Below are 24,899 nucleotides of genomic sequence, written 5' to 3'. Positions count from 1 at the left end.
CAAGAGGAACACCCTATGTTAACCACCGCTTTGCAGCAATCGGTCAAAATCCCTACGGATAAATATCTGGGTATTAAGGAATATGCCTTTACCTGTTATGGCGACAGCATTGATAAGAATACTTTCTATGTGGTGCCCGAGATCCCGGTGTTTGTCGCCAGGGATGCCAAAAGCCCCTATTTCATGTTCTACAAGTATCGCAGTGAAGACACCCAGGGCGGCTATGCGCAATTTACCGTGATGCTGCCGCAGCCTGATTCGGAGATGAAAAGCAAGATCAGCATCGAGTTGCTCGGCAAGCTTAAAGATCCGCTGATCGCGAAATCCACCCTGATCGTCAAGTATGTTCAAGCCGAGCAGGCCTCGGTGGCCGATCCTGAAAATGCGACCAAAAAAGCCGCCATGGATACCGCGTTGCGCAATACCAGCCTGAATGACGACCAGGCCGCCAGATTTGTCGCGTTGTATGACGCCAACAAAGGCAATGACCAATTCGTGCTGGAATTGACGCCGACAGAAATCAGGTTGGAAGTTCCGAGACTCACCTCGGCACAGGCCTCATTGATTCTGGACAGCAACGAGAAGTTCTATCGTCAAATCCCCACCACGCTGTCGCCATCAGGCCTGGGGGATAACAACACCGTGTTCAGCCTGTCGTTGACCGGTGAAGGTGCCACCCTGTTCGAACAGGTGTTGAAAGGCACCGATAAAAACTCCAGCGTAGGTATTCGCTTCGACTTCAGCCTGGATGCCTCCCTGCCGGCCGCCAAAGTCACCGTCAGCTACGACAGTGAGATCACCAAGTCGGTAACGCAAAGCATCAGCTACCATACCTGGTCGGCCGATGAGAAAAAAATTGAGCGCGAATATATCGAAAAAGGCGCGATCAAGATCGACGTTCAGGTCGGGCTGACCGCAGCAGAAATGGGCATGTCACCTGATCAGTACATCAAATGGAAGGACGGTCTGACCGCCTGGGGTCAGAAACAGGTCGAACAGATTTTAAGTAGCCAAACCGGGTTGGACATGAGCCTCGAGTTGCTTAATGACGCCGACGGTTTTGATAAATTCAAATCCAGCCTCAGCGAAACCAAAAGCTTTACTCGCGTCTATGAAGAAAACTCGGTGGTCTCCTTCTCCATTGCGCCACAGACCCAGTTGCCGTCGATCCAATCCATCGTCGGCGAAGCCAATCTGAAAGAGTACTTCAAAGAGTACGATCTCAACGACCCGTTCTATCAGTACATCCAGCCCGAGTTTTTTGTCACTCAGGATCTGGCGAAATACAACGTGGCCAATATCGTGGTGACCGCCTACTACGACAAAGACAACCAGAGCACCCTGCAGTTTTCCCCTGGCGACAGCGGAGCAAAAAAAACCGGCAAATGGTTTATCAAACCCGAGTTGGGCCGCGCATTTAAATACTCCTATACCGTCAACTTCACCGGTATGCAGGCCAAACCCTACCACTCTGGTGACCTTCAGAGCGATCAGGATCTGATTATCTCCATCAACGTGGCCGAATGCGGCATCGTTTATGCCGACATTGCTACGCTGCTTGACCCTATGGGCTGGAAAGTCTTCAGCCAGGTGGTGATCAAAACCCAATATTCCGATCCGGATAAGGGGGTCAAACTCAAGACCAACAGCCAGGTGGTCAATGAGTCGACACTCCCTCAACCCTTTATTTATCCGATTGGCGTCGATGTGGATAAACCGATTTATTTCTCCACCGATTACCAGACCCTGGATGGGGACAGTCTGACCTACATCCCCAACGGCGTTGAGACCAGCCCGCAGCTACCGGGTTATGGGCTGATCCGTGGCCACCAGATTTTGGTCGCCAATGCTCTACCGAAAACGCAGAAGTACACCATTATCTTCAAACCGACCCAGAAAGACGTCACGTTGATCACCTATGAAATGGTGGTGTATTACCCGAAATGGGACTTTACGCAGTCCCAATCCCTGGCCCTGACCGAGTTTGATCCTAAATCCCTCACCCAATATCTGACCTTCGATCTGATGCAGGTGGAAAAAGGCAACGAGGTGAAGATCCATTACGTTTCTACGGTGTATTACGGGGCTGACAATCTTGAAAAAACCGTCGAGAAGGATGTGACAGGAACCAGCACCATCGTGGTGGTGACTTTCTGACGCGCTGAGCCCCCCAGGGCAAAGCTTCTTTGCCCTGATTCACCTTCATAAAATGGAATGGTCGCTATGAACACTCAGGTCGTAGTGCAAAACATCTGTTTTATCCGAGCCGACCCGGACAGGCCGATTTATTATTATTGCGCGGCGGCGCCGGGCATTAGCGTTATTGACGATAACCAGCCCGCCGTCCAGCTACAGATATTTAGAAACAGCAGTCAACCGGCCACGGTTTACTATGCCATGCTGTCGTTGCAAACCCAGTTGAGCAGCAGTCCCGAGGCCGCCCGTGCCGCGGCAGCCGCCAGCCCGGACATGCCGCACGACGCGGTCTTATTGCCGTTGCAGGCGATCGGCTGTACCGCCACGCTGAACATTCCCGGCTTTATCGCAGGCCAAACCAGCAAGACCTCCTTGAGCGAGCAGCTCAACTGTTATCTGCTGGCCAAACTGGCCACGGACAGCAATATCGCCCTGCTGGCCAGCCTGATGGCCACACCGGCCACTGCGCCGATTACCATCAGCTACAAAATTGACTACCTGCAACAACTTCCTCCGGCCACCTTTGAACTGGAGGCCCGCTGGGACCAGGTTTATCAATTCCTGCAACAGTCGGTCGGTTTTAACCTGCTGTTCTTTTCCGTCGATATCGAAAAAACCTCGGCGCAGCTGATCAGCGAAAAAGTGGTGACCATCAAAGTCAGAGACACCGATCCTGATGGCCACTTCAGGCAGGCCACAGCCGAATTGACGCAGATCCTGACCGGCGAGTTTTTTACCCCGGTGTTTGCCGAAGTGCCACAACAAGACAAACCCCAGGCCGGTTTTTACCTGCAACGACTGTCGGTTGAGGATATTGACCAGCGACGTTTAAGCGGAAAACTGACGGAAACCACGGTGGTCAAACGCTCGCTTTATCCGCAGGCGCTGTTTGCTGAACTGGTCGCCGGTACCGACTATCAGGCCGATCGGGTGATCAGCCAAAGCGATCTGCAGGATGATTTCTTCGCCCACCGCGAGGTCCGGATCAATCTGTTGTCCGACGAACTGGACGATAACGTTCAACTGGTGATGGTGCGTCTGCGCTATGGCCCGGACAACAAGCAATACACCTTCCGCCAGGGCGATACCAAACCGAAAATCTTCAGGTCACCCAGTATTATCGACCCACAAACCGGCAAAATGCTGTGGCCCGTCGAGTATGACTTCACCGTCTATCTCAACCAGGCGGTGGGCGGCGTGAGGTCGGTCAGCTCCGGCGCGCTGCAAACCGAATTGAACGATGTCTATCTGGATATTGAGTCGCTCTATGGCCGCTACGATTTTGTCATCAAGGCCGCCAACCTGTTTGACTGGCGCTGGTACCAGTCGGTGTTGGTCACCCTGCGCTGCCGTCCAATCGGGCAGACGGCATCCAGCCTGTCGAAAAGCTTTCAGATTAGCCAGACTGCGCAGCAGGACAGCTACCCGGTGATGCTGCCCAACCCCGACCAGTATTTATTTGACGTAACCAAGGAGTACAGCAGCGTCGCCAACTCACCCCATATCTCTGCGGTGCTGAACGAACCGACCAGTCAGGATGTGTATCTGCCCTCCAGTTTGTATCACCAACGGGTATTAATGCTGTCCGCCAGTATGGACTGGCAGCAGGTGGCGTCGGTGCTGGTTTCCGCCAGCTATGCCTATTTGCCCGGCGATGACACTCCGCCTCTGCAGCAAATTTTTCAGTTTACCGAAACCGAAGCCGCCCCCCAGCGCTTTAGCGCCGACCAAATCGACCCAGAGCGGCTTGCCGTCGACCTGGAGATCTGGTTCAGCTACCTGCCGGGTCAGGGCGGCGATAAACCCGAGTACGTCCAAACCGCCACCAATCAAGACGCTATTGATATTGCCAACCTCAATTAATTAAGGAAACGCCATGTTATTACTCAGAGCAAGAACCGCCACTATCAACAACATCACCTTCTTTGCCGACGATTCCGATGACAAGCAGTTCTGGTATTTGCCCGGTGATATCCATATCGCAGCGAAAGACGGAAAGCCGATCTTTTCATTGATCAAGTACACTGGCGACGGCAGCGGCCAGCAAGGGGGTTACATCAACTTCGAGGTCAATACCTCGATCGACCCCGCCGAGCTGGACACCGCCTTCAACGAATACCTGCGCAAACTGAAAGTGGATCCGAAAACCGCCCGCAAGGCCCAGGTCCCCTATGACAAAGGCACGGTGAACTTTTTTGTGCTTGATGTCGGCAGCAATGCCAACGGCGAATTAATCAGCGCGCAGTGCCCCAGCCTGTTTGGCAACAACAGCGCCATCTTCAGCGCCAAACTGACGCCGCAGCAGGCGGTGATCCTCGAGGCGGCGTTTAATAAGGCACAGGCCCCGGCCGCCGTGGCCTACAACCTTAGCTTTACCGGCATTACCCCGGCGCTGAAAGTCGAGGTCGAGGCCAAGTTTGAAAGCCTCTACAAGGAGTTCGACCTGAAATTTGGCGCCAATATCCCGATCCCGGTGGAAACCCCCGCCAGTTTTTGGTTGGGCTTTGACAGCGTGATCAAAAAACTGCAGCAGGATCAGAAGTTAATTATCAAGGTAACCGAGAGCATGCCAAGCGAGGAGGAAGCCAAAGAGAAAGAGTGGGCGCTGCAGTTTGTCAAAGAAGAGATCCTGAAAAGCTTCTTTACTGCGTCGCTTAAACCTAATGATGACAGCAATACCCAGGCCAAATCGGCCAGCGACTCCATTCTGGAATCTCTGCTCGCCAGCGGCAAGGAAGACGGCGAAGAAGGCGGTAAAGGCGGGCTGTTCCCCAGCGCCTCACTGGAGATCAAGCTGGTGCGGATCGAAGAAACCAAAAGCCTGAACTTCAATTACATTTCGTCGAAAGCCCTCAGCCAATCGGCAGTGCCGCAAAACTTTATCGGCAGCGATATCCTGCGCGCCAAAAAAGAACCGCCTTACTTTATTGAAGTGAACGTTAACGATCCCTTCTTCCAGAAAATCGACTTTACCGTATTGGGGCCGGACGGCTTTGCCGAGTACGGCATTAAAGCCGCCACCTTCAAAATCGACTACAACAAACAGGTTTATACCGCCGAGCCGTTTATCACCGATGACGGTAAATGGAGCAAAAGCATTTCTCGCAGCAGCGACCGCAATGAACTCTTTGTGATCCACAGCGAATATGCCTTCAAGTCTGCCGCCACCACCGGCTGGGAAGGCAGCAGCAGCTATCAACCGCAGTCGGTCTCGGCGTCGACCCTGCTGAATTTGGATCCCGGGGCGGTGCTGACCTTCAACGAGATTGCCATCTTCCTCGACCGGAAATTTTCCTGGGAGAATTACAATCAGGTGATCGTCGAACTGACCTATCTGGACGACAAAAAGAGTCGAAAAACCAAGAAATACCAGTTTAATCCGGATAAAACCGAAGAGCAGACCTTTAAGTATCGCTGCCTGACCGAGCAGCCCTGGACGGTTGACTACAAAATCACCTACCTGAAAGTAGGAGGTGACAGCGTCACGATAGACGGCAGCGAAAACCCTCCGGCCATTGTTATCCCGGCCGTGGCATAGGTGACTGACGATGGTCGAACGCCATGCAGTATTACCAGCGGCATGGAACGCCCTGGTAAGCGCCCTGTGTCAGGAAGTGCCGTATTTACACACTACGCTGGTGCCCGAGATCGCCCGGTTCAGCCAGGCACGCCTGGCCTCCGGCTGCCTGTCTGCCGCCTTTAACACCAGCCTGCTGGGGTATAATGGCTGCCCGCTCGAGTTCACCGTTTCGTCGTCTAACCCGCAGGCACTTTCCTGCACATTGGATCCATTTTTTCCGCGTTACGCCGAAGATCGGGGAGTTGAAAGTTTTTACCGGCACTACCAGCAACTGACCCTTTCGCCACCGCAGCAGAAGGTCGAAAGTTGTTTGGCGGCAGTCGGCCACATGCAGCGCCAGAGCGCACAGCCACTGCGGTTTGGATCCTGGCTGGGACGAAAATACAGCCCGGAGACGGTAAAAACCAAAGTGTATTCCGAAGTGCCGCCCGGAACTCCAGACCCGGACGGTTGGCCCGGCGGCGTGAAGGATTACCCTGCCGCTGCCTGCCAACAGGCGGGATTGTCACTGCTGATGGTGGGCTATTATCCGCAGCATCCCGCCTCACCGCGTGAATATTACTTTCAGTGGCACAGCGCTCGCATCACTGATGCCGAGATTTTGGCGGTGATGACCTTTTTCGGCTGCGAACGGCGGTTCCCTGCGCTGGTACCGCTGCTGGGCCACGCCCTGCAACAGACTTTGAGCAGTGAAGGTTTTCCAGCGACCACCTACGGCTTTAGCCTGGTTTACGGCCCCGGCGACGAACTGGAAAGCTTCACGCTGTTCACCATGGCAGCCAGTTTCTTTGGTGATAACACCCGGGTATTTCCTGCGGTACAAACCTTGCTGACCCAAAGCCGTCAAACCATGCCCTTGTTGCAATGCGCAATCAGCGCGCAGGTTCCGCTGCAATTCAACGTGGTGGGGTTTTCGGTGGATATGCAGGATCGTCAGGCCATCAGCTGTACTTTCAGCCCGCAAAATACCCACTTCGAGGAGATACCGCTGAGTCCGGCTCCCTCCACTATAAAGACTGTCCGCTCCAGTCTCACGGCGTTACTTGAGCAACAGTGTACCAGCGGTGCCTTTATCGCCCATGTCCGAACGCCGGACGGACGCTGGCATCAGGATGAAAATGCCTTTGTTACCGCGCAGGTGTTACGCACCCTGGATTACACCCCACAAACCGCTCCCTTTATTGAGAGGGCGCTGGATTTTTTAATCGCCTGCGAAACCCGCCCGTTCCACTTCAGTTTTTGGCCGACGGCGGCCCATCCCCAATGGATGACTAACCAGCGTATCTGCGCCGACATTGACGATACCGCCATCATTACCGAGCTGCTGTACAAGTTTGGCCGTATTTCGCTGGCACAGGTCAGGCAGACGATTGCCCAGATGAACGGCTACCAGATCCGCCGGGTTGACCCCCATCAGGCCGCCGTACAACACCAATGGGCAGAGTGCCAAAGCTTTCATACCTGGATGAAGGACGACAATGATATTCGCCAACTGGATTGCTGCGTAAATACCAACGCGCTGATTTTGCTCCATACGTTGGTGGCCGGGAGCGACGCCGTACTGCCGGCTTATCGGCGCATTATTCAGATGCTGAATCAGGCGTTGCAATGGAGTGGCCACCGTTACGACCGAATCAGTACCCTGACCCCCTATTACGCCCATCCCAACGAATGGCGCGCCGCTCTGGAGTACGCCAGCCTGGCGGGGATCCCGCAGCTCACACCGCTGATGGATGCATTGGCCCACTGGCACTGGCCCACCGACCGGTTGGAAAGCCCGCTGTATCGTCGGCATGACGGACGCTTTCTCTGGACCTCGTCCTGCCTGAACCAATTCAGAACTCTGGCCCAAACTGAACGCAACGAGGATAACCATGAATACCTTTCTCAATGACCTGGTGACACTGAACCAAATTATTCTGCAGAATGCGCGCGAACAGTTTCCTGACGTCGAGGCCAGGCAGCTACGCTATCGGGCTGCCCCGCCGGTGCTGGCGGATGAGATGACCGCCGAGGTCTGCACCGAGATCGTTTCAGGAGAAACCCGTTACCAGATTGCCACCAGCACCGACGGCACCAGTTGGCGCATGCAGCTGGATTTCGCCCTGAGTCGCCAGGTGCCACAGGTTCCCTATGTGGTGCTGAGTTTCACCCGCTTTGGCAGCGTCGAAGAGATGATCTTCGACCAGGTGATGCTGACATCGCAGGAAAATCGCTATCAGGCACAGCTTGATCTGTACAAGCTGGAGCAGCGCGATGCCTTGCTGCAGGCCCTTTCGGATTACGATGCGCAAACCACGCTGGTGGTCGCCATCAAAACCGATCATGGCATTACCAATACCGTCACCGACCCTAAAGTTTTCTACTTTGCCGAAAACTACTATCCGTATATCTATCAGGGTATTTTGCCACCACCGGCTCGTCTACAGCTGATCCTCACCCCACTGGAGTATCAGCAGCTTTGGTACAACTACTATCAGGACTATGTGCGCAAAAATTCCCTTTACTACCTGCCGGACACTTTCCTGTTGGCCACCGATACCGACGGCAAACCGATGCTGTCGATTTCATTCTCTGCCGGCGAGCACGCCACCTCGCTCGATGAGATCAAGGTGACCTTTGACTACTTCCTGTCACCCAAAGTGAACCAGGGGCGCATTGCTAACGCCACGGCACAGTTTTCACACATGCAGCCGGATGCCCGATTGGCCCCTTTCGCCAACGCCGACTCGCTGGTGTTGCAGTTGGCATTGCCAGAGGGGAAAACCGAGGAAAAAAATGCGCTGATCAACCTGCAAAGCGGGATTGTCGATTCATTCACCTTGCCCGCCCGGCAGTTCGCGCTGATTTGGGACGCGCTATTTAACCGTTCACCGCAAAACCTGTTGTTGAAAGGCTATCTGGCGGTGCAATTTACCGGCTTTAACCCGGATCATCTGCCGGTGGTGCTGGCGCTGGACGCCAAATACCAGAGCAAGGTGCTCGACTTTATCCAACAGTCCGCCCCGGTGGACATCTACAAAACCGTTGAATTCAGAAGCGACAGCGGCGCTTACGATCCCTCAGGGCCACGCCCGATCAAACGCATTTTGGTGAACATCGACAACCAGACGGTTGAGTTGACTAAAGAGCACCCCAGCCATGACGTGACGGTCAAAGTTTCGGCATTGGATCTGATCCTCAATCCGGATAAAAAACTGGTTTATCATTACGACCTGCAGGTTTTCTACGTCGATGGCGGCATGACGCCCTACTACGACAAAACCTCCAGCTTTGAGATCATTTACGTGCCTTGAATAACGGCTAGCCTGCTGTTGGCATCCACAGCAGGCTACGCAGAAACAACGCTGTTAAGCCGTCTGTGATTCCACATAACTCAGCGCGCTGCGCAATAGGGTTTCGTTAAGCGCCAGCGGCAGCAAATGAATCGACTCTCCCGCTTGCAGGGTGCGCTCAATCAACCGTTTGATTTGCGCCTCATCGTGAATGTCCACCTGCAACGCCGCCAGACTGACGGGCAGATCCAGGCGGTGATACAGCGCAATCAACTGAGCCACGGTGTCGTGCTGCCCCAGCAATGCACTTTGCACCAGAATGCCATAGGCGACTTTGGTGCCATGCAGGAAGGCATCGGTCTGCGGCAGCGCGGTCAGGCCGTTGTGCACCGAATGCGCTGCCGCAATGCGGGTATAACGATCGCCCAGTCCGCCCACCAGGCCACCGCCGGCAATAATGGCTTCCAGTACGTTGAGGAAAGCCTGAGCCAATTGCCCTTGCGCCTGCGCCTTTAGCGCCGCCTCACTTTCGGTCAGCAGCACGTCACGCAGGGTCAGCGCGGTATTGATGCCTAACTGCACGGTTAACGGTAAACGTTCCGGTTGGGGACTGAGCACCACCGCTTCGTACCATTTCGCCAGGGTATCGCCGATACCGGCCAGCAAATACTCTTTTGGCGCGCGCAGAATAATTTCCGGCTCGACCAATACCAGATGATTGGCATCGTTGAAAATCTCGTAGCGCAGCGCCTGCCCCTGGTCGTTGTACCACACTGAAAGCGGCGTCCAGGCGGCGCAGGTGGCGGCAATGGTCGGGATAGCCACCACGGGTAAGCCCAACCGACGGGCCACCACTTTGGCGGTGTCCAGTACCGCACCGCCGCCAACGCCAATCACCACCTGACGATCTGTCCCGGCCTGTTGCACGATATCCTGCACCGTGGTTTCGCTACAGTGGCTGTCGAACAACACCCGGCGGGCATCGGCAGCATCAAACACCGCCGGTAGCCAGGGTTTGGCCGCGGCCAGCGCACGCTCGCCATACACCCACAGCGCAGTGTTCAACTGTTGCGGAGAATAAAATTGCGCCAGTTGGTCAATGGCCCCAGGGTAAGCAAAATAGTTGGCGGGGCCGGCGACCACGCGAATCTGGCTATCACTCATGTTCAAGTCCTTATTTTGTCTGATCTTGCCATCATAAAGGCGAGTTTAACGTTGCCTAATACTCTTTAGCATTAGCTTATGATTTTTCGTTCATTGTCATCCGTTCCGCCCGCGTGGAAACTGACGGCTTCAATTCATTCTTTGAATAAACAACCATCCCAATGGTGACGATGAATTGTCCTCCCGTTTTTAATGATGCTTAACCATGCAGGGTAAAATTTAATGAAACTGTTCAACACCTCACTACTGGCGTTAAGCCTGTTCGCCGTATTTCCCGCGTTCTCCGCCCCTGCCATCGCGCCGATCCCGGCGGCGATTGCCAATCACCAGGGACCAATCCGTATCGCGGTGATCCGCAATCTGGGGTCTGACGACAATACCACGCAGTTTGTCAGCGGCGCGGTGCAGGAAGGCCGCAAACTGGGTTTCCAGGTCAATACCTTCCTGACCAACGGTGACGATGCCAAGTTCCAGGACTTCGTCAACCAGGCCATCAGCCAGAAGTACGACGGCATTATCCTGTCTCAGGGACGTGACCCCTATTCCACCGCCCTGTTGAAACGCATTGCCGACAGCGGTATTGCGGTGGCCGCCTTCGATACCGCCGTACAGGGTGAGATCCCGGGGGTAACCATCAGCCAGCAGGATGATGCTTCGTTGACCGATCTTTCATTCGGCCAACTGGTGAAAGACTTCGACGGCAAAGCCAATATCGTCAAGCTGTGGGTGGCGGGTTTCCCACCGATGGAGCGGCGTCAGGCGCAGTATCAAAAGTTGCTGAAGGATCAGCCGGGCATCAAGGAGCTTGAGTCCATCGGCGCGGTATCCTCCGACGTTCAGGGTGACACCGCCAACAAAATCGGCGCGATCCTGGCCAAGTATCCAAAGGGCAAAATCGACGCCATTTGGGGAACCTGGGATGCGTTTAGCCAGGGTGCCTACAAGGCTCTGGAAGAGAATGGCCGCACCGAAATCAAACTCTACAGCATTGATATTTCGAACCAGGATCTGGCGCTGATGCGTGCCAAGGGCAGCGCCTGGAAGCTTAGCGTGGCGGTCGATCCCAAGCTGATTGGTGCCGTTAACCTGCGTCTGGTGGCCAATAAGATTGCCGGAGAGAAAACCCCGGCGACCTATGAATTTAAAGCCGCTGCCATCCCACAGGATCTGTTGCTCAGCCACCCGGATGCCACCAACGTCGCGTCACTGGCCAAAGTCATTCCTGGCTGGGGCAAATCGGACGATTTTATCGCGCCGTGGTTTGCCACGCTTGAAGCGCAACAGGCTAAGAAATAAGGAACGAAAATGGCATCGCGAGCGCTTCCCCAACCCGAGTACAGCCGCAATATGCGGCTGATCGGCCACAGCGATCAGGGCGGTAAGCCTGACGGCGTGCAGGTTATGGTTCACCGGGGTTATGCCTATATCGGGCATATGGTTTCGCAGGGGTTTTCTATCGTCGATGTGCGTGACGTGAAAAATCCGCGTGCGGCCGGTTTTGTCCCCGCGCCGCCGGGTACCTGGAACGTACATTTACAGGCGCACGATGATTTGCTGCTGGTGATCAACGCTCGCGATTTGTTTGCCGATGCCCGTTTCGCCGATGAGAAGGTCTACTACACCCGCGCCATCAGCCAGACGGTGTCAGGCAATGACGCCCGCGGCTGGAGTGCCGGGGTGCGAATTTTCGATATTTCTACCCCGGACCAGCCAAAGGAGATCGGTTTTTTGGCACTGGAGGGGATCGGCGTCCACCGCATCTGGTATGTCGGTGGCCGCTGGGCCTACGTTTCCGCCCTGATTGACGGCTACAGTGACTACATTTTTCTGACCGTCGATTTGGCCGATCCACGCAATCCGCAGATCGCCGGCCGCTGGTGGTTGCCGGGCATGCACAGCGCCGGTGGAGAAACACCAAACTGGCCGGAAGGCAAACGCTACGCCCTGCACCATGCCATTATCAGCGGCGATACCGCCTATGCCAGTTGGCGCGATGGCGCGATGGCGGCCTGACCCTGCTGGATATCAAAGATCGCAGCCAACCGCAGTTAATCGCCCACCGCAACTGGAGCCCCCCTTTTGGTGGCGGTACTCACACCGCACTGCCACTGCCGGACCGGGATCTGCTGGTAGTGCTGGATGAGGCAGTGCTCGATAACCAGCAGGACGGCGAAAAGTTGATCTGGTTGTTTGATATCCGCCAACCGTCCAATCCGGTGAGCATTGCCACCTTCCCGCAACCGGAGGAACGTGATTACATCAGCAAGGGGGCGCATTTCGGGCCACATAACCTGCATGAGAACCGCCCCGGCAGTTTTATCAGCTCAACGCTGATTTTTGCCACCTACCAAAATGCCGGTGTGCGCGCCTATGACATCAGCAACCCTTATCAACCGAAAGAAACCGGGGCTTTGGTGCCCGCCGCCCCAGAAACGATGATGGATAAACGCCCGGACCGCCCGCAGGTGATCCAATCCTGCGACGTGTTTGTCGACGCCCAGGGCATTATCTACAGCACGGATTACAACGGCGGTTTGTCGATCATCGAGTATTTGGGCTGAGAGTTTAGGATTGCCACGACCATTTTAGGTTCATTGGCATAAGATGAATGAACCGGTAAACCAGACATATTAAGGGAAAGCATGTTTAGTCATATCACCGTAGGCGTCAGCGATCTGGAGCAAGCCGCCACTTTTTACGATGCCATTTTGCTGCCGTTGGGGTTAATACAACGCCCGGTCACCCCGGATGGAGGCCCCGCCGCACGTTGCTGGGTGATGCCCGATCAGGCATTGCCGCGTTTTTACGCTTACCAGCCCTATAATCGACAACCGGCCAGCGCCGGTAACGGCAGCATGGTGGCCTTCACCGCCCACAGTGAACAACAGGTGCGTGAAGCCTATGTCGCCGGTATCGCGGCAGGCGGCATTTCGGAAGGTGAAGCCGGTGAGCGCCCTCATTATGGCCAAGGCTATTTTGGTGCTTACCTGCGCGATCCGGACGGCAACAAAATTCATATCGCCTACCGCGGCGACCTGCTGTAATCCCCGTCCGGTTTAATGGCGGCATGGCTTCTGAGGGTCATCACCAGTGCTATTGCCGCCAACACGCCTGCCGCCAGATAAGTCACTCGCATGCCGTTTGATACCGCCTCCGCCGTGGCTAACGTGATATCACCGGTGTTTGCCGCCAGCATAAACAAAGCGCCCATGGCAGAGGCCCCGGTGATCAGACCAAGATTACGTGAGAGGTTAACCATGCCGGAGATCACCCCGCGCTGCTCAGGGGCCGCATGCTTCATCAGCGCGGTATTATTGGCGACCTGAAATAGCGTATAGCCCAGAGTAATCAGGCAAAGGGGAGTCACGTAGCCAAAGACCCCCTGATTGAGCGTCATCATCGACATTACGCCGGCCCCCAGGGTCATGATCACCAGGCCCACGGCGGTGATTTTTTGTGCCCCCAGACGATCCACCAGCCGACCGGCCGGCACGCCGAGCAAAGCAGCCACCAACGGCCCGGCTGACATCGCCAGTCCGGCCTGTCCCACCGCCAACCCCAGACCATGCGTCAGATAAAACGGCCCTACCACCAACGATGTCATCATCACCGTCATGACCAGTGCACTCATCACCAACCCGACACTCAGCCCAGCCTGGCGGAACAGCGCCAACTGTATTAAGGGAGAGGTCGTGGTGTTTTCCAGCCGTACAAACAGTCCGATCCCCAGCGCCGCACAGAGTAACAACAGCAAATTGATGACACCGAAGTTACCATGCCCCAGCGTCATCGACAGCGCGTAGCAGGCCAGCGTCAGACCGAGCAGCAAAGTCCCGGGCAGATCAAAATTGCCGTTATCTTTTTGCGACTGCGGCTGGCCCACCGGCAAATAGCGATATATCAGCATAAATACCAGCCCGCCCATAGGAAGGCTCACCAGAAACATCGCCCGCCAGCCGAAGCCAAAAATCAACGCGCCGCCGAGCGTAGGCCCAAGCGCGGTACCGATAGCCGACATGCTGCCAAGCAACCCCATAGCACGGCCGGTGTTTTCTTTTCCCAGCGTCTCACCCACCAGTGCCATAGTCATCGCCATCATCACTGCGGCCCCCATCCCCTGGGCAATGCGTGCCGCCAACAGCAGCCAGATATCCGGTGCGGCGGCGCACAGTCCTGAGGCAAGGGTGAACAAGGCAATGCCCATTAGCAGCAAGCGGCGGCGGCCGATCCGATCCCCCAGACGCCCTATGGCGATAATGGAAGTGGTAATGGCCAGCAGGTAGACGATTACCACCCACTGCACCGCCTGAAACGACGTGTTGAACGCCTGTGCCAGCGTGGGCAAACCGATGTTGGCAATGCTGGTGCCCAGCGATGAAACCAGCATGGTCAGAGAAAGGCCGGTGAGAATGCCGCCGGAATGGGGGCTGCCCACCGCAGATTGAGTAATTAGCTTCATAGTACTGACTCCTGAAAGAACCTGTCAGTAGCCTATGTCAGCCCATGATATGGCGGAAGGCGCAGCCTATGCAGTTTATTAATGCATATGACGCCATGTCATCGGTCAGCATCCGCTGCTAAGCGACTGTAGGATAGCTCACGAATCGAACCATAAAGGATCAGTCAACGTTGTTGAAATGAATTTCGATTCGACGTTAGCAGGCCGCCAAAAACATTAACCAACAAACCTGCAATGATCACCAGGGCACCAGCAAATTGTAAGGTCGACAACTTTTCCCCCAAAATTAATGCAGCACTCAAGATCCCGACGACGGGCACCAACAATGACAACGGCGCAATACGCCAGGTTTCATAGCGGCTTAATAACTGCCCCCAGATAGCGTAACTGAAGATAGTGGCAATAAACGCCAGATAAATCAGGGCAATAATAGTCTTCACCTGGATATGTATCAGGCTATCAGTGATAGCGGCTTTGCCCTCAAACAGCCAGGAGCAGGCGAGAAATGGGACTATCGGCACCCACGCACTCCAAACGACCAGTGACATTATTGGCACTGAGTTATTACGCATGATCACTTTATTGGTAATATTGCCAAGCCCCCACGACAGCGCTGCGGCTAAGGTTAACATCATGGCGGTAAGCGTGATGCCCCCAGAGAACGGCCCTGCCATACCTGCCGTGGCCAGTATGAATATGCCAATCGCAGCGATCACAATTCCGAGAATATGATTCCACTTCAATTTTTCGCCAAGCACTAAGGCCCCTAACAAAAGGGTAAAAAAGGCCTGTGCTTGTATCACCAGTGATGCCAACCCTGCCGGCATGCCAATTTTGATCGCCAAAAACAAAAAGGCAAACTGGCCAAAGCTGATGGTCATGCCATACGCCATTAGCCAGCGGACCGGTATCCTTGGTGGTTTAACAAAGAATACGGCCGGAAAGACCACCAGTGCGAAACGCAAACCAGCTAATAAAAACGGCGGCATCGTCTGAAGCCCCATTTTTATCACGACAAAATTAACCCCCCAGGCCACAATCACACAGAGAGCCAACAGAATATCTCTAACTGACATGGGGCCTTCCTCCCATCACTCGTTCGCTGATACCGAGAGGGCAATCTCACCGATACAATGCCGACCTACCACACGGAAATAATCGTCAACACTCAGTGAGATCGATTTATCCAGTTCACCGGCATTGAAATACAACCTTCCGACGCGACAAAGACGTTCATCCACACGCAGCACCAGCGCGTCGTTGAAGCTAAAAGGAGGAACCGCCCCCATCTGACACTGCGTAAGCTCCTGCGCCACTTCGGATGGCGCAAAGCTGGACTTTTTCCCGCCCATTAAACGGGCAACACCTTTGAAATTGACCTTACTGTCGCCCGGAACAATCGCCAGAACATACTGTAGCAGCGCCGAACCATTAATCACCTGCAAAACCATGGCCTTTGCGGCTTGCTGAAGGTGATTGCCACGTATTTCGCTAATAATATCGGTCCGACCTTCTGCCGGATGTTCAATAATGTCAAATGCCACCTGATGCGACTTCAGCAAATCAGTAATCTTCTCAAACGTCGTCATAGAAAACCTCTTTTCACAGGAAATCACTGTTAACTCCAGGCGATTGCCCGCTTCATATTTTCATCTGTAATTCCGAAGAAAAAACCCATGGTGATGCGCGTATCGCCGACGACACGATCTATTTCATGGTAATAAGCCGGATTGAAGAGATAGATGTCGCCACTGAGCGGACGGAATTCACAACTTTCACATCCCTCTTTTATGCCATCACGGTAACCCAGTTCACCTGACGTTTTGAAACGCTCATCTTCCTGCCGCCACTTCTTGTTGTAGATGCGCAAGGCACCGCCATCGTTGCACTCCTGCAGGCAGACGACACAGCTAAGCTGGTGTCGAATTGCCGTGACGGTCAAACCAGTACCGGCAGCATCGCGAACGATGTGATCGCTATGCAACGGGTTCGCCACGCCATTAGCATGAAATCGAACGATTGAACCGGAATAAGGGCCATACTGTGCTTCGCAAGCCGTATCCAGCGCGTCTAATTTCAACACCTCCTTGACCCATTGATAAACATTTTGCTGCAAAGAGATGAGTGATTTTGGCAATAAAGGTAAGCTATCGCGCAATTCCGTAAAATAATTTTCCGGTGCGGAGGTATATTTGGCCAAATATGGCCCCAGGGTAGTCAGCGTTCCATTTGGGTAATGAGAAACCCGAATGTTTTCTCGACATTGCTGTAACTCACCAATGACGGTTTCTCTGACTTCCACTTGCAGAAAGTTGCGTAAAACCAGCAACGGCACACGTGCTGTAATAATGTCCTCAAGCCAGTCAGGCTCCACAAGCATCGTCGGTTCAATCACGCGGATTTGATGTAAGGCGGCCATAGGTTTACTCCCTCAAGGATATTTCATGCAGTTCATGATTGTGCATCTGACGCCAATGACACGCCTCCCCCAGAGCCAAAATTTGCTCCGATGCTATGTATTGCGTATCGCCATGCCGATACATGTGCATCGTGAAATAATGCGGGAACAGTGTATCTTCAGCATGCCATTGCCAAGCCCAAGCTTTATCATCTGTAATGAAAAAAGCGTTGCCAGAGCTACCGCCAGGTGCCAGCTTCGTCATTTTTCCTACAAGGTAAGGACGCGTTAAATCCTCCGGTGTTATACGACCGACGATATATTCCAGATATTCCTCCGAATCGAAATGCGAGGCATGCAAGCCAAGGTGCGGATAAACGGTTGGTAAAAAACCGTTATGCATCAGATACCATGGCGTGCTATTACATAGCCGAAATAACGGATGCGAAAATTGGACGCCCCTATTTTTGCTCAACGTAGCGTGGCGTACATGAATCGCCAGAAAATGGGTGCGAATACTGGCGGTATCAATCCCCGGCAGCGCATCGGCGAAGGTCTCTGTACCATGCAGTGTGCGCACCTTCCCATTATCCAACCACAGACACCCCCAGCCATTAGGATGTTTCGTTATAGGACCATCATGCCGCGCTGTTTCGCCGCAGCACATGGCCCGCGCGGCTTCCATGACCTGCTGCACCGAAAAATCGCCGCGCGCCAGGATCATTCTGCACATGATAACCCCCAGTTCGCGGATGTCCGCTCCCTTGCCATGATATTGTTGAAGACCGTCAGGATCTCTTGCTGGTCAGGGGCCGTCAGACGCAGCGTACCCAAGATACCGGCATGGCGGCTCAAGTCAGCATAGAGAGAGGATTCACTGGTGACATTAAGTTGCAGAAAATGAATGGGCGGCAACACACTGCCACGTTGATGTTGGCGTACCCATAACTCGGCAGCAGAAAGACAGGCTTCCTGACGCAGGCGTAACTGCCCCACAGCATGCGAGTGCTGTAAATCGGCAAGACTCTCAAACGATTTGCCCTGCTCAATATTAAAGGCGATCTCTGCCCAGTTCAGACCGGTAGTCTCCCTCACCAGATTAACCACGCCCATACCCGATAAGCGAAAGCCCATTTCGAGGAAATACGGCCCCCCCTGAAACACGATGAAATCGATATGGAACGCCCCTTGTCGATAATCAAAGGTCTCACAACAGCGCCACATCAAGTTGATAAAGGAATCAGGCAATTGACTGGCGCTGACGGCCACATGTCCTGATTCATAAAAACTGATGTTGCCGTCGTTATGCTCCCTTATTTCGATAACTTTTTGGCAACAGGTCAACGCCCATGGCTGTCCATTACAGACCACGCCTTGCAACGAATACTCTTCGCCTTGCAGGTAACTTTCAACGATAAACCCGGAGAACGAGCGGCCACCATAGTTCATGGTGGTCGCAAGCTGATCGACGGCGGTATCCAAATCCTCCGGCGATTTCACCAGCCAAATACCAAGACCGCCACCGCCATCGACCGGCTTAATGACGCAAGGGTAAGCTAAAACATCTCGCGCGCTTTTAATGCTGGCTACTGAGGAAAAAAAACGAAATTCTGGTTGTAAGCAGGCTGCGCAGGCCTTTTTTAAAGCCATACGTTGAGCATACTTATCCAACGGGATAAAGCGATTGTGTTCGGGTGAGTGGCTGCCCATTGCCCGCACACAACCTGCACTTTGGTTATAGGCCTCAAAACCGGCTAACACTACCTGAGGTTGCTGCAACAACCCGGCGCTCATGTAGGCTTGCATTACTTCAACGGGATTCTCGGGGTGGTTGACAGGCAAAATCATATCGAAAGGTAATGCTATGCATAGCGACTGATAGTCAATAAAGTCCCCCATTTCGATCAGCACGGTAAAATATCCCTGACGTTGAGCCACTTCGCAGTAAGGGTTTTGCCCATCACGTGTCGCCCCAATTTGCAGAAAGATGTTTTTCATCATTTGGCCTCTTTGATTAACGCCCAGAAATGACTTCTCTGGCAACTCGTTGCGTTACACCATTGCTAACCTGAATAACGGCCTTATGCGGATCAAAACGGAGTATGCGTGCCAGTGGGTCGGTAGATTTGCCCTCCAATAATGAGCTCACCAGCTTACTGCGATAACACTGACGCAGATGAGGCAAAGTGAGACCGGAAAGTTGCTGCAAATCCTGGCTCAGAGAGATGCAGTTCGGTTCATCGCTTCCCTCAAGGAGAGCACGAATCGCACTTTCCGAAAAACGGAGGTTTTCCTGCGCCAGGTAAGACGCCAAATTTTTTCCCCGCTCGGTAAACGGTGAATAGATCATGCATACCAGCTGTTGGGTCGTGAAATTGAAAGCATCCAACGCAAACTGCTCGGCACGTTGCCGCTGGCCGGCAATGGCATCATCGTCCTGATAGCGTAGGGCCATTTCAGCGATTAAGTGCGATGGAAAATCTTTCTGCTGCATAAGCCCCAGCGCAAAACGAACATATTCACGAATGCCCTCGGGATAGCTACGTTTCAACAACGTCTCCGCTCGCAATCCGCGAATATGCGCCATCAACGTCGGATTGCCGCAATCCGATTCGGAAAAACTGAACATCAGCGGATCAAAACTGAACTTCATGAAATCATTTAACAAGGCCCAGTGTGCCCCCGCCTCATAGGCCGTATCCTGATAGATATTGAAGAACAGGGGGTCACGCGCCAGCTTGAAGGTAATGCGATGGGCAGAAGTGACATTTTCAGCACCGTAGATGTCGCCAAAATACGCTTTCGCCACGCTGTCCAACGTTTCAAGAAAACCTGAGAATCCGTGATGATGCTGTGCTTTTGGCGCTTCAAACAGGCGGGAAAGGTGACGCGCCCAGGCGGCATAAGCCGTTTGCTCCTGGGGGGAGTCGCCAGTGATGATGATATCAGCGCCTCCATCGTAATGGGCGGCGAGTCCGAACGAGTTCACCATGCTCAGATTACAGGCGTTGCAAAAAGTTGAACGCGCATCGGCTTGAAATCGGTGGCCATTCATTAAAGCATCCGTACGGTTTTGCCAGCGTACAGCATCCGGCATACTCAAATAACGGTCGAAAGGGCGAATCAATAAACCATCAGTTATTAAACATTCCACTAACTCATCACCGTGAATATGCAGCGCACGATATACCCTGTCAATATTCTCCATCACACTATCATTCATACCCGCATGACGATTGGTGCTAATTCGCAGGCGAAAAGTATCGCCTTGCTCGGCCAATATCAGTCCTTGTATATACCGAACATAAGCGACCATATAACTACTATCTTTTCCTCCGCCATACGCGAGCAAGACTATTTTCTGGCGATTGCCCTTCCCGTCATTTAAGGTCGACATCAATCTTTTCGCACATTTTTTAGCGGAAAAAATAATAGATGGCGAAAGATACTTTTCAATACCCGCCATCATCCCTGAGAGACCACTCATATTTTACCCTTATAAATAACTCGTCATTTAACCTCGAAACTAATGCCTGGAATATTTTCACCAAAAGAAAAGACTATTGACAAGAAATGATATAACTCAATCATTTCCAAACCTAGATAATTAAACTACTATCAAAGTAACCTCTTTTATACGTACAGATCGGATCGAAATGGAGTGGAACAGATGCCTATCGACAAGGCGGAACCAAGAAAACAGAGCAGCCGATATCGTCAGATTACTGAGCTGATAAAGCAGGCGATTCATACGGGTTTATTTCCTCCCAATACTCGTTTGCCCTCAGTGAGAACCTTAGCCACTCAGTACAGTATCAGCCTGACAACCGCGTTAAAAACCTTGCGCACTCTGGAAGATGAACATTACGCAGTAGCAAAACCCAAATCCGGTTTTTTTGTCGCGCCACAGCAGCACATTCAACAAATGAAGCCTGTCGTCATCGAGCAACCGCACGAAATTGCGCCACTTGATGAGCAAACGGAGTTGCACATGGCCATGGTAGGTGAAAATTGCCGCGTTCGTTTGGATTTGGCCAACGGTGATAGCTCTCTGTACCCCATCAAGAAGTTGAGTTTGATCATGCGGCAGTTGGGTTACAGTAAGCCATTTTTACTAGGGGATACGGTAAAAGGTACCGGCTATCCGCCGTTAAAAGCGGAAATAGCCCGACGGGCGATAGACTATGGGTGCAATATCAACCCGGATAACATTTTAGTGACCAATGGCTGCATTGAAGCTCTTTCGCTTTCGCTGCGTGCAACAGTAAAACCGGGGGATGCAGTCGCCGTTGAATCACCTTGCTATTTCGTTTTATTACAAATGCTACGCAATCTCAACTTACGTGTGATAGAAGTCGACGCCTGTAAAGAAGGCTATGTTGACAGCGAAAAGCTGGTTGCGCTTTTCCAGAGAAAAGTCGTTAAGGTATTTGTTACCCTTGCCAATGTTAATAACCCTCTGGGAAAAATCATACCGAACGATAAAAAAGAATACATCGCCCGACAAGCGGATGAAAACGATGTAATCATTATTGAAGACGATATCTTTGGTGATACAGCCTTTGGCGAACAGCGGCCTTTTCCAATGAGAGCCTTTAGCCCACACGTCATTCTGTGCAGTGGTTTTTCTAAAACTGTAGCGCCTGGTGTTCGCATTGGTTGGGTGCACAGTAACAATTACATGCGTAAAATCACTTCGTTGAAATATACCTCAACCATGGGCTCACCAATATTATCTCAGGCAACCATTGGTGAATTACTCAGAAATGGCGGATATGATGCCCACCTACGTAAGCTAAGGCGTGAGCTGGCCAGCCAGATTGGCAAGATCCGTCAGGCAGTACTACAGAAATTTCCCTTGGGGACAAAAGTTTCTACCCCCCAGGGGGGATATGTGCTGTGGGTAGAAATGCCGGAAAAAACCCTGAATGTACGAACCCTGTTTATAAAGGCTCGCAATGCAGGAATCGGCATTGCCCCCGGGCATATTTTTGCCACGGATGATCGCTATGATCACTGCTTCCGTCTAAACGCCGGGTTTGGTTACAACGAGGAAGTAGAACAAGCGATAGCGCAGCTTGCACAATGGTGTATTCAATCGCAGGAAGCGAAGTCATCGGGCGCAACGGATGAGCCCACAGGTGGACTTGAATATATCTGGGTGAACAAACTGAGCCGCACCGGGTTTCCTGGAGACTAAGCTCTCAGTGAGCGACCCCGCCTATGTCAGCCCATGATATGGCGGAAGGCGCAGCCTATGCAGTTTATTAATGCATATGACGCCATGTCATCGGTCAGCATTAAGGATCAAACTTCAAATCCGCTTCAGGCAGATGATGAGGAACCACACAAGGAGACAAGATGAAAATCGATCTGCTGTTTGATGACCTGTCCGTGCGTGCCGAGCAATACAACGCCCGCGCTTCGGTAGAAGATTTTGACGCTTGCATGGCGCAATATGCGACGCTGGCCTCCCAGGCCAAAGCACAAACGCCGGGGATCTATGACATTCACTACGGCATGGGCGTTGCCGAACGCCTTGATCTGTTCCCGGCCGCCACCCAGCCTTCGCCCCTGTTGGTCTTTATTCATGGCGGTTATTGGCATTCCCAGCGCAAAGAAGAAGCCTGTTCGATGACCGCCAGTTTCACCCGTCACGGCGTAGCGGTGGCGACGCTGGAATATACCCTGCAACCGGAAGCTACGTTGGCGGAAATCGTCCGCGAGGTGCGCAGCGCGATAGCCTGGCTTTACCACCATGCCGGCCAATATGGCATCGATCCCGAGCGTATTTTTGTCAGTGGCAGCTCGGCCGGTGGCCACCTGAGTGGCATGCTGATCGCCGATGACTGGCAGCACCTTTATCAGTTGCCGGTGAATGTGATTAAAGGCGCACTGGCGTTGAGCGGCCTGTTCGACATTCGCCCGCTGTGTGATATCTACGTGAATGACTGGATGCGCCTGACCGCGGAGCAGGCGCTAACGCTCAGTCCGCTGTTTATGCTGCCGGAAAAGGCCAATGCACCGCAGATCCTGCTCGACGTAGGGGCCAAAGAAACCCAGGGATTTAAGAACCAGACGCTGGCTTATTACACCGCCTGCCGCGAGAAAGGGCTTGATGTCACCCTGCTGGAAGACCGGCACAGCAACCATTTCACCCTGGTGAATGAGTTGGCCAATGCTGACAGCGCCATGTTCAAACGTGTGATGGCGATGATTAAATAACGTCATCGCTCACTACGGCGTTCATCCGGTGATAAAGCCTGATGCTGAGCGCCGTAGTGGCTGCTTATTCTCAATTCCAGCTTTGCTTTGCACAAAAATGTCTAAGGCAGGCGCGACAGCCTATTCCTTCGGTATTCTGCGCTATCCAGCCCCTTCTATATTCCATTTTGAAATATCAAAGTCCCGTTCGTTCTTTCGGGTGCGTTCAAATCACCACACAATGAAATCTGAATCGCAGTCCAGCGCATAACCGCATAAAAAATCAGGTTTTATATCTTGTCATCGCTAATTACCGCTCAATTTGCCCGTCTGGTATTGAATAGCCAGCCCGAGGGTTCCGCCCTGTCGGCCGCCCGTGTCGGGCTGATGGATTATTTCGCCTGCGCATTGCCTGTCGCCCAGGGCGCACTCACCGACAGCGGCCTGGCGGCGGTGACATCGGTATTCCCGCCCATCGGGGCAGAGAACCGCGCGCTGTACTTTGGCTATGTCAGCCACTCACTGGATTTTGATGATTATCACCCTGCGCTACGCGGCCACCCAACTACGGTGGTGCTGTCTGCGCTGCTGGCGCTGACCGGCGATACACCTGATGTACATGCGCTGCTGAGCGCCTATGTGGTCGGCGTGGAAGCCGCCGGGCGACTGGGGTTGGCGGCCGGGACTCAGCATTATCAATTAGGTTTTCATAGCACCGCTACCCTCGGGGCGGTGGCCGCCAGTGCGGCAGCGGCACGCTATTTACAGCTGACACCCGAACAAACGCAGATCGCCCTCGGGCTGGCCGCCACCCAGGCCGCCGGGTTACGCAGCCAGTTTGGTTCGGCAGCCAAACCGCTGCATGCAGGATTGGCGGCGCGTGGCGCGGTCAATGCGGTGCTGCTGGCACAGGCGGGCTTTGCCGGCCAGCCAGAAGGCGTGATAGACAGCCTGTTGCACTCGCACGGTGATGGAAGGCAACGGCCAGAGTTGTTGACCGCCGACTGGGGCGCGCCGTGGCGCATTCTGCAACCGGGTCTGGAGTTTAAACGCTACCCGACCTGCGGCGGCACCCACAGCGCCGCCGAAGCGGCATTCAACCTGCGTGAGCGTCTGATCGAACAAGGTATTCCCTCTGCCGATATTCCTGCGGCAATCAGCCACATTCAGGTCAGTTTTCCGCCTGGTGCCGATACCGCGCCCTATATTCGTCGTCCGTCAAACGGGGTTGAAGCACGTTTCAGCCTGGAATACGTCATCGCCGATGCCCTGTACAGCGGAGCCGTGCCACTGATGCACTACGGCGAAAATCCGGTGGACCCGGTGATTGCCGCTCTGGCGGCAAGGGTTGAACGCCATGCCGACCTGACGGCCCCGCCGGATGAACTGGATGCAGAGTTACGCTTCCACCGCGTGACCTTAACTTTGCATGATGGCCGTCAATTTAGTGACGTTGTCACCAGAAAGCAAACGGCCGCCCGCCAAACCGACGTCAACGCCAAGCTGCGCAGCATCCTGCAACTGATGCCGCATCTGGACAGCGACAGCGTGATGGGTGATTGCGCGTTAGCGCAGCCCGAGGCGCTGCTCCGCTTAATAAAATTACTAAACCAATAATAAATA

Annotated in this window: 18 protein-coding genes and 1 pseudogene; 11 read left to right on the top strand and 8 right to left on the bottom strand. The window is 53.6% G+C overall.

Annotated features, from left to right (window positions below):
- Nucleotides 1–15 precede the first annotated feature (15 nt).
- The 5 genes from BEI65_RS02490 (at nucleotide 16) to BEI65_RS02470 (ending at nucleotide 9,072) form a co-directional block, all read left to right on the top strand.
- Complete coding sequence (locus tag BEI65_RS02490) at nucleotides 16–2,157, top strand: hypothetical protein (RefSeq protein ID WP_099061977.1); 2,142 nt, start codon at nucleotides 16–18, stop codon at nucleotides 2,155–2,157.
- Nucleotides 2,158–2,223: 66 nt separating this feature from the next.
- A complete protein-coding gene (locus BEI65_RS02485; RefSeq protein WP_099061976.1) occupies nucleotides 2,224–4,059 on the top strand; it encodes a hypothetical protein in 1,836 nt (611 codons plus the stop codon).
- 13 nt (nucleotides 4,060–4,072) lie between these two features.
- The gene (locus BEI65_RS02480; RefSeq protein ID WP_099061975.1) at nucleotides 4,073–5,734 is read left to right on the top strand and encodes a hypothetical protein; all 1,662 of its coding nucleotides are present in this window, start codon (nucleotides 4,073–4,075) and stop codon (nucleotides 5,732–5,734) included.
- A gap of 10 nt (nucleotides 5,735–5,744) precedes the next feature.
- Nucleotides 5,745–7,670, top strand: a complete 1,926-nt coding sequence (locus BEI65_RS02475) for a hypothetical protein (protein ID WP_099061974.1) — start codon at nucleotides 5,745–5,747, stop codon at nucleotides 7,668–7,670.
- Nucleotides 7,651–9,072: a hypothetical protein gene (locus BEI65_RS02470; RefSeq protein WP_099061973.1), complete on the top strand. Its 1,422-nt coding sequence runs from the start codon at nucleotides 7,651–7,653 to the stop codon at nucleotides 9,070–9,072. The genes BEI65_RS02475 and BEI65_RS02470 overlap by 20 nt, the downstream gene beginning before the upstream one ends.
- A 54-nt stretch (nucleotides 9,073–9,126) precedes the next feature.
- On the opposite strand, the gene BEI65_RS02465 is transcribed toward BEI65_RS02470, so the two are convergent.
- A complete protein-coding gene (locus BEI65_RS02465) occupies nucleotides 9,127–10,215 on the bottom strand; it encodes an oxidoreductase (RefSeq protein WP_099061972.1) in 1,089 nt (362 codons plus the stop codon).
- 222 nt (nucleotides 10,216–10,437) lie between these two features.
- Here BEI65_RS02465 and BEI65_RS02460 point away from each other — a divergent pair, with 222 nt between their 5' ends.
- The 3 genes and pseudogenes from BEI65_RS02460 to BEI65_RS02450 all read left to right on the top strand — a co-directional run bounded on the left by BEI65_RS02460 (nucleotide 10,438) and on the right by BEI65_RS02450 (nucleotide 13,259).
- Nucleotides 10,438–11,511, top strand: a complete 1,074-nt coding sequence (locus BEI65_RS02460; protein WP_099061971.1) for a sugar ABC transporter substrate-binding protein — start codon at nucleotides 10,438–10,440, stop codon at nucleotides 11,509–11,511.
- A gap of 9 nt (nucleotides 11,512–11,520) precedes the next feature.
- A pseudogene (locus tag BEI65_RS02455) lies at nucleotides 11,521–12,776 on the top strand (LVIVD repeat-containing protein).
- Between the two features lie 81 nt (nucleotides 12,777–12,857).
- Entirely contained in the window at nucleotides 12,858–13,259 is a 402-nt protein-coding gene (locus BEI65_RS02450; protein WP_099061970.1) for a VOC family protein, read from the top strand.
- Here the strand turns inward: BEI65_RS02450 and BEI65_RS02445 are convergent.
- From BEI65_RS02445 to BEI65_RS02415, 7 genes are all read right to left on the bottom strand, one after another.
- Nucleotides 13,238–14,674, bottom strand: coding sequence for an MFS transporter (locus tag BEI65_RS02445; protein WP_099061969.1), 1,437 nt, complete (start codon nucleotides 14,672–14,674; stop codon nucleotides 13,238–13,240). The two genes, BEI65_RS02450 and BEI65_RS02445, sit on opposite strands and share 22 nt — an antisense overlap.
- 164 nt (nucleotides 14,675–14,838) lie before the next feature.
- Nucleotides 14,839–15,750, bottom strand: a complete 912-nt coding sequence (locus tag BEI65_RS02440; protein ID WP_099061968.1) for an EamA family transporter — start codon at nucleotides 15,748–15,750, stop codon at nucleotides 14,839–14,841.
- 15 nt (nucleotides 15,751–15,765) lie between these two features.
- Nucleotides 15,766–16,263, bottom strand: a complete 498-nt coding sequence (locus BEI65_RS02435; protein ID WP_099061967.1) for a YbaK/EbsC family protein — start codon at nucleotides 16,261–16,263, stop codon at nucleotides 15,766–15,768.
- Between the two features lie 29 nt (nucleotides 16,264–16,292).
- The gene (locus BEI65_RS02430) at nucleotides 16,293–17,093 is read right to left on the bottom strand and encodes a hypothetical protein (protein WP_099061966.1); all 801 of its coding nucleotides are present in this window, start codon (nucleotides 17,091–17,093) and stop codon (nucleotides 16,293–16,295) included.
- A gap of 4 nt (nucleotides 17,094–17,097) precedes the next feature.
- The gene (locus BEI65_RS02425; RefSeq protein WP_099061965.1) at nucleotides 17,098–17,805 is read right to left on the bottom strand and encodes a class II glutamine amidotransferase; all 708 of its coding nucleotides are present in this window, start codon (nucleotides 17,803–17,805) and stop codon (nucleotides 17,098–17,100) included.
- Nucleotides 17,793–19,073: an acetyl-CoA carboxylase biotin carboxylase subunit family protein gene (locus tag BEI65_RS02420; protein WP_232518961.1), complete on the bottom strand. Its 1,281-nt coding sequence runs from the start codon at nucleotides 19,071–19,073 to the stop codon at nucleotides 17,793–17,795. Before BEI65_RS02420 ends, BEI65_RS02425 begins: the two co-directional genes overlap by 13 nt.
- Nucleotides 19,074–19,086: 13 nt before the next feature.
- The gene (locus BEI65_RS02415) at nucleotides 19,087–20,559 is read right to left on the bottom strand and encodes a hypothetical protein (protein ID WP_099061963.1); all 1,473 of its coding nucleotides are present in this window, start codon (nucleotides 20,557–20,559) and stop codon (nucleotides 19,087–19,089) included.
- 183 nt (nucleotides 20,560–20,742) lie between these two features.
- On the opposite strand from BEI65_RS02415, the gene BEI65_RS02410 reads away from it, so the two are divergent.
- The 3 genes from BEI65_RS02410 (at nucleotide 20,743) to BEI65_RS02400 (ending at nucleotide 24,893) form a co-directional block, all read left to right on the top strand.
- On the top strand, nucleotides 20,743–22,272 hold the full coding sequence (locus BEI65_RS02410) for a PLP-dependent aminotransferase family protein (RefSeq protein ID WP_099061962.1): 1,530 nt from the start codon (nucleotides 20,743–20,745) through the stop codon (nucleotides 22,270–22,272).
- A gap of 161 nt (nucleotides 22,273–22,433) precedes the next feature.
- Nucleotides 22,434–23,297: an alpha/beta hydrolase gene (locus tag BEI65_RS02405; protein ID WP_099061961.1), complete on the top strand. Its 864-nt coding sequence runs from the start codon at nucleotides 22,434–22,436 to the stop codon at nucleotides 23,295–23,297.
- 276 nt (nucleotides 23,298–23,573) lie between these two features.
- Complete coding sequence (locus BEI65_RS02400) at nucleotides 23,574–24,893, top strand: MmgE/PrpD family protein (RefSeq protein WP_099061960.1); 1,320 nt, start codon at nucleotides 23,574–23,576, stop codon at nucleotides 24,891–24,893.
- The last annotated feature ends 6 nt before the right edge of the window (nucleotides 24,894–24,899 follow it).

This window comes from Serratia sp. BW106, from assembly GCF_002607755.1.
Taxonomy (GTDB): Bacteria; Pseudomonadota; Gammaproteobacteria; order Enterobacterales; family Enterobacteriaceae; genus Serratia; species Serratia proteamaculans.
Note: the sequence above shows the minus strand (reverse complement) of the source record. Positions and strands in the feature narration are given on the sequence as shown.

Bases quoted from the DNA above. Each gene is read 5' to 3' on its own strand.
- BEI65_RS02490 (WP_099061977.1), top strand. From the start codon at position 16: ATGTTAACCACCGCTTTGCAGCAATCGGTCAAAATCCCTACGGATAAA.
- BEI65_RS02485 (WP_099061976.1), top strand. From the start codon at position 2,224: ATGAACACTCAGGTCGTAGTGCAAAACATCTGTTTTATCCGAGCCGAC.
- BEI65_RS02480 (WP_099061975.1), top strand. From the start codon at position 4,073: ATGTTATTACTCAGAGCAAGAACCGCCACTATCAACAACATCACCTTC.
- BEI65_RS02475 (WP_099061974.1), top strand. From the start codon at position 5,745: ATGGTCGAACGCCATGCAGTATTACCAGCGGCATGGAACGCCCTGGTA.
- BEI65_RS02470 (WP_099061973.1), top strand. From the start codon at position 7,651: ATGAATACCTTTCTCAATGACCTGGTGACACTGAACCAAATTATTCTG.
- BEI65_RS02465 (WP_099061972.1), bottom strand. From the start codon at position 10,215: ATGAGTGATAGCCAGATTCGCGTGGTCGCCGGCCCCGCCAACTATTTT.
- BEI65_RS02460 (WP_099061971.1), top strand. From the start codon at position 10,438: ATGAAACTGTTCAACACCTCACTACTGGCGTTAAGCCTGTTCGCCGTA.
- BEI65_RS02450 (WP_099061970.1), top strand. From the start codon at position 12,858: ATGTTTAGTCATATCACCGTAGGCGTCAGCGATCTGGAGCAAGCCGCC.
- BEI65_RS02445 (WP_099061969.1), bottom strand. From the start codon at position 14,674: ATGAAGCTAATTACTCAATCTGCGGTGGGCAGCCCCCATTCCGGCGGC.
- BEI65_RS02440 (WP_099061968.1), bottom strand. From the start codon at position 15,750: ATGTCAGTTAGAGATATTCTGTTGGCTCTCTGTGTGATTGTGGCCTGG.
- BEI65_RS02435 (WP_099061967.1), bottom strand. From the start codon at position 16,263: ATGACGACGTTTGAGAAGATTACTGATTTGCTGAAGTCGCATCAGGTG.
- BEI65_RS02430 (WP_099061966.1), bottom strand. From the start codon at position 17,093: ATGGCCGCCTTACATCAAATCCGCGTGATTGAACCGACGATGCTTGTG.
- BEI65_RS02425 (WP_099061965.1), bottom strand. From the start codon at position 17,805: ATGTGCAGAATGATCCTGGCGCGCGGCGATTTTTCGGTGCAGCAGGTC.
- BEI65_RS02420 (WP_232518961.1), bottom strand. From the start codon at position 19,073: ATGATGAAAAACATCTTTCTGCAAATTGGGGCGACACGTGATGGGCAA.
- BEI65_RS02415 (WP_099061963.1), bottom strand. From the start codon at position 20,559: ATGAGTGGTCTCTCAGGGATGATGGCGGGTATTGAAAAGTATCTTTCG.
- BEI65_RS02410 (WP_099061962.1), top strand. From the start codon at position 20,743: ATGCCTATCGACAAGGCGGAACCAAGAAAACAGAGCAGCCGATATCGT.
- BEI65_RS02405 (WP_099061961.1), top strand. From the start codon at position 22,434: ATGAAAATCGATCTGCTGTTTGATGACCTGTCCGTGCGTGCCGAGCAA.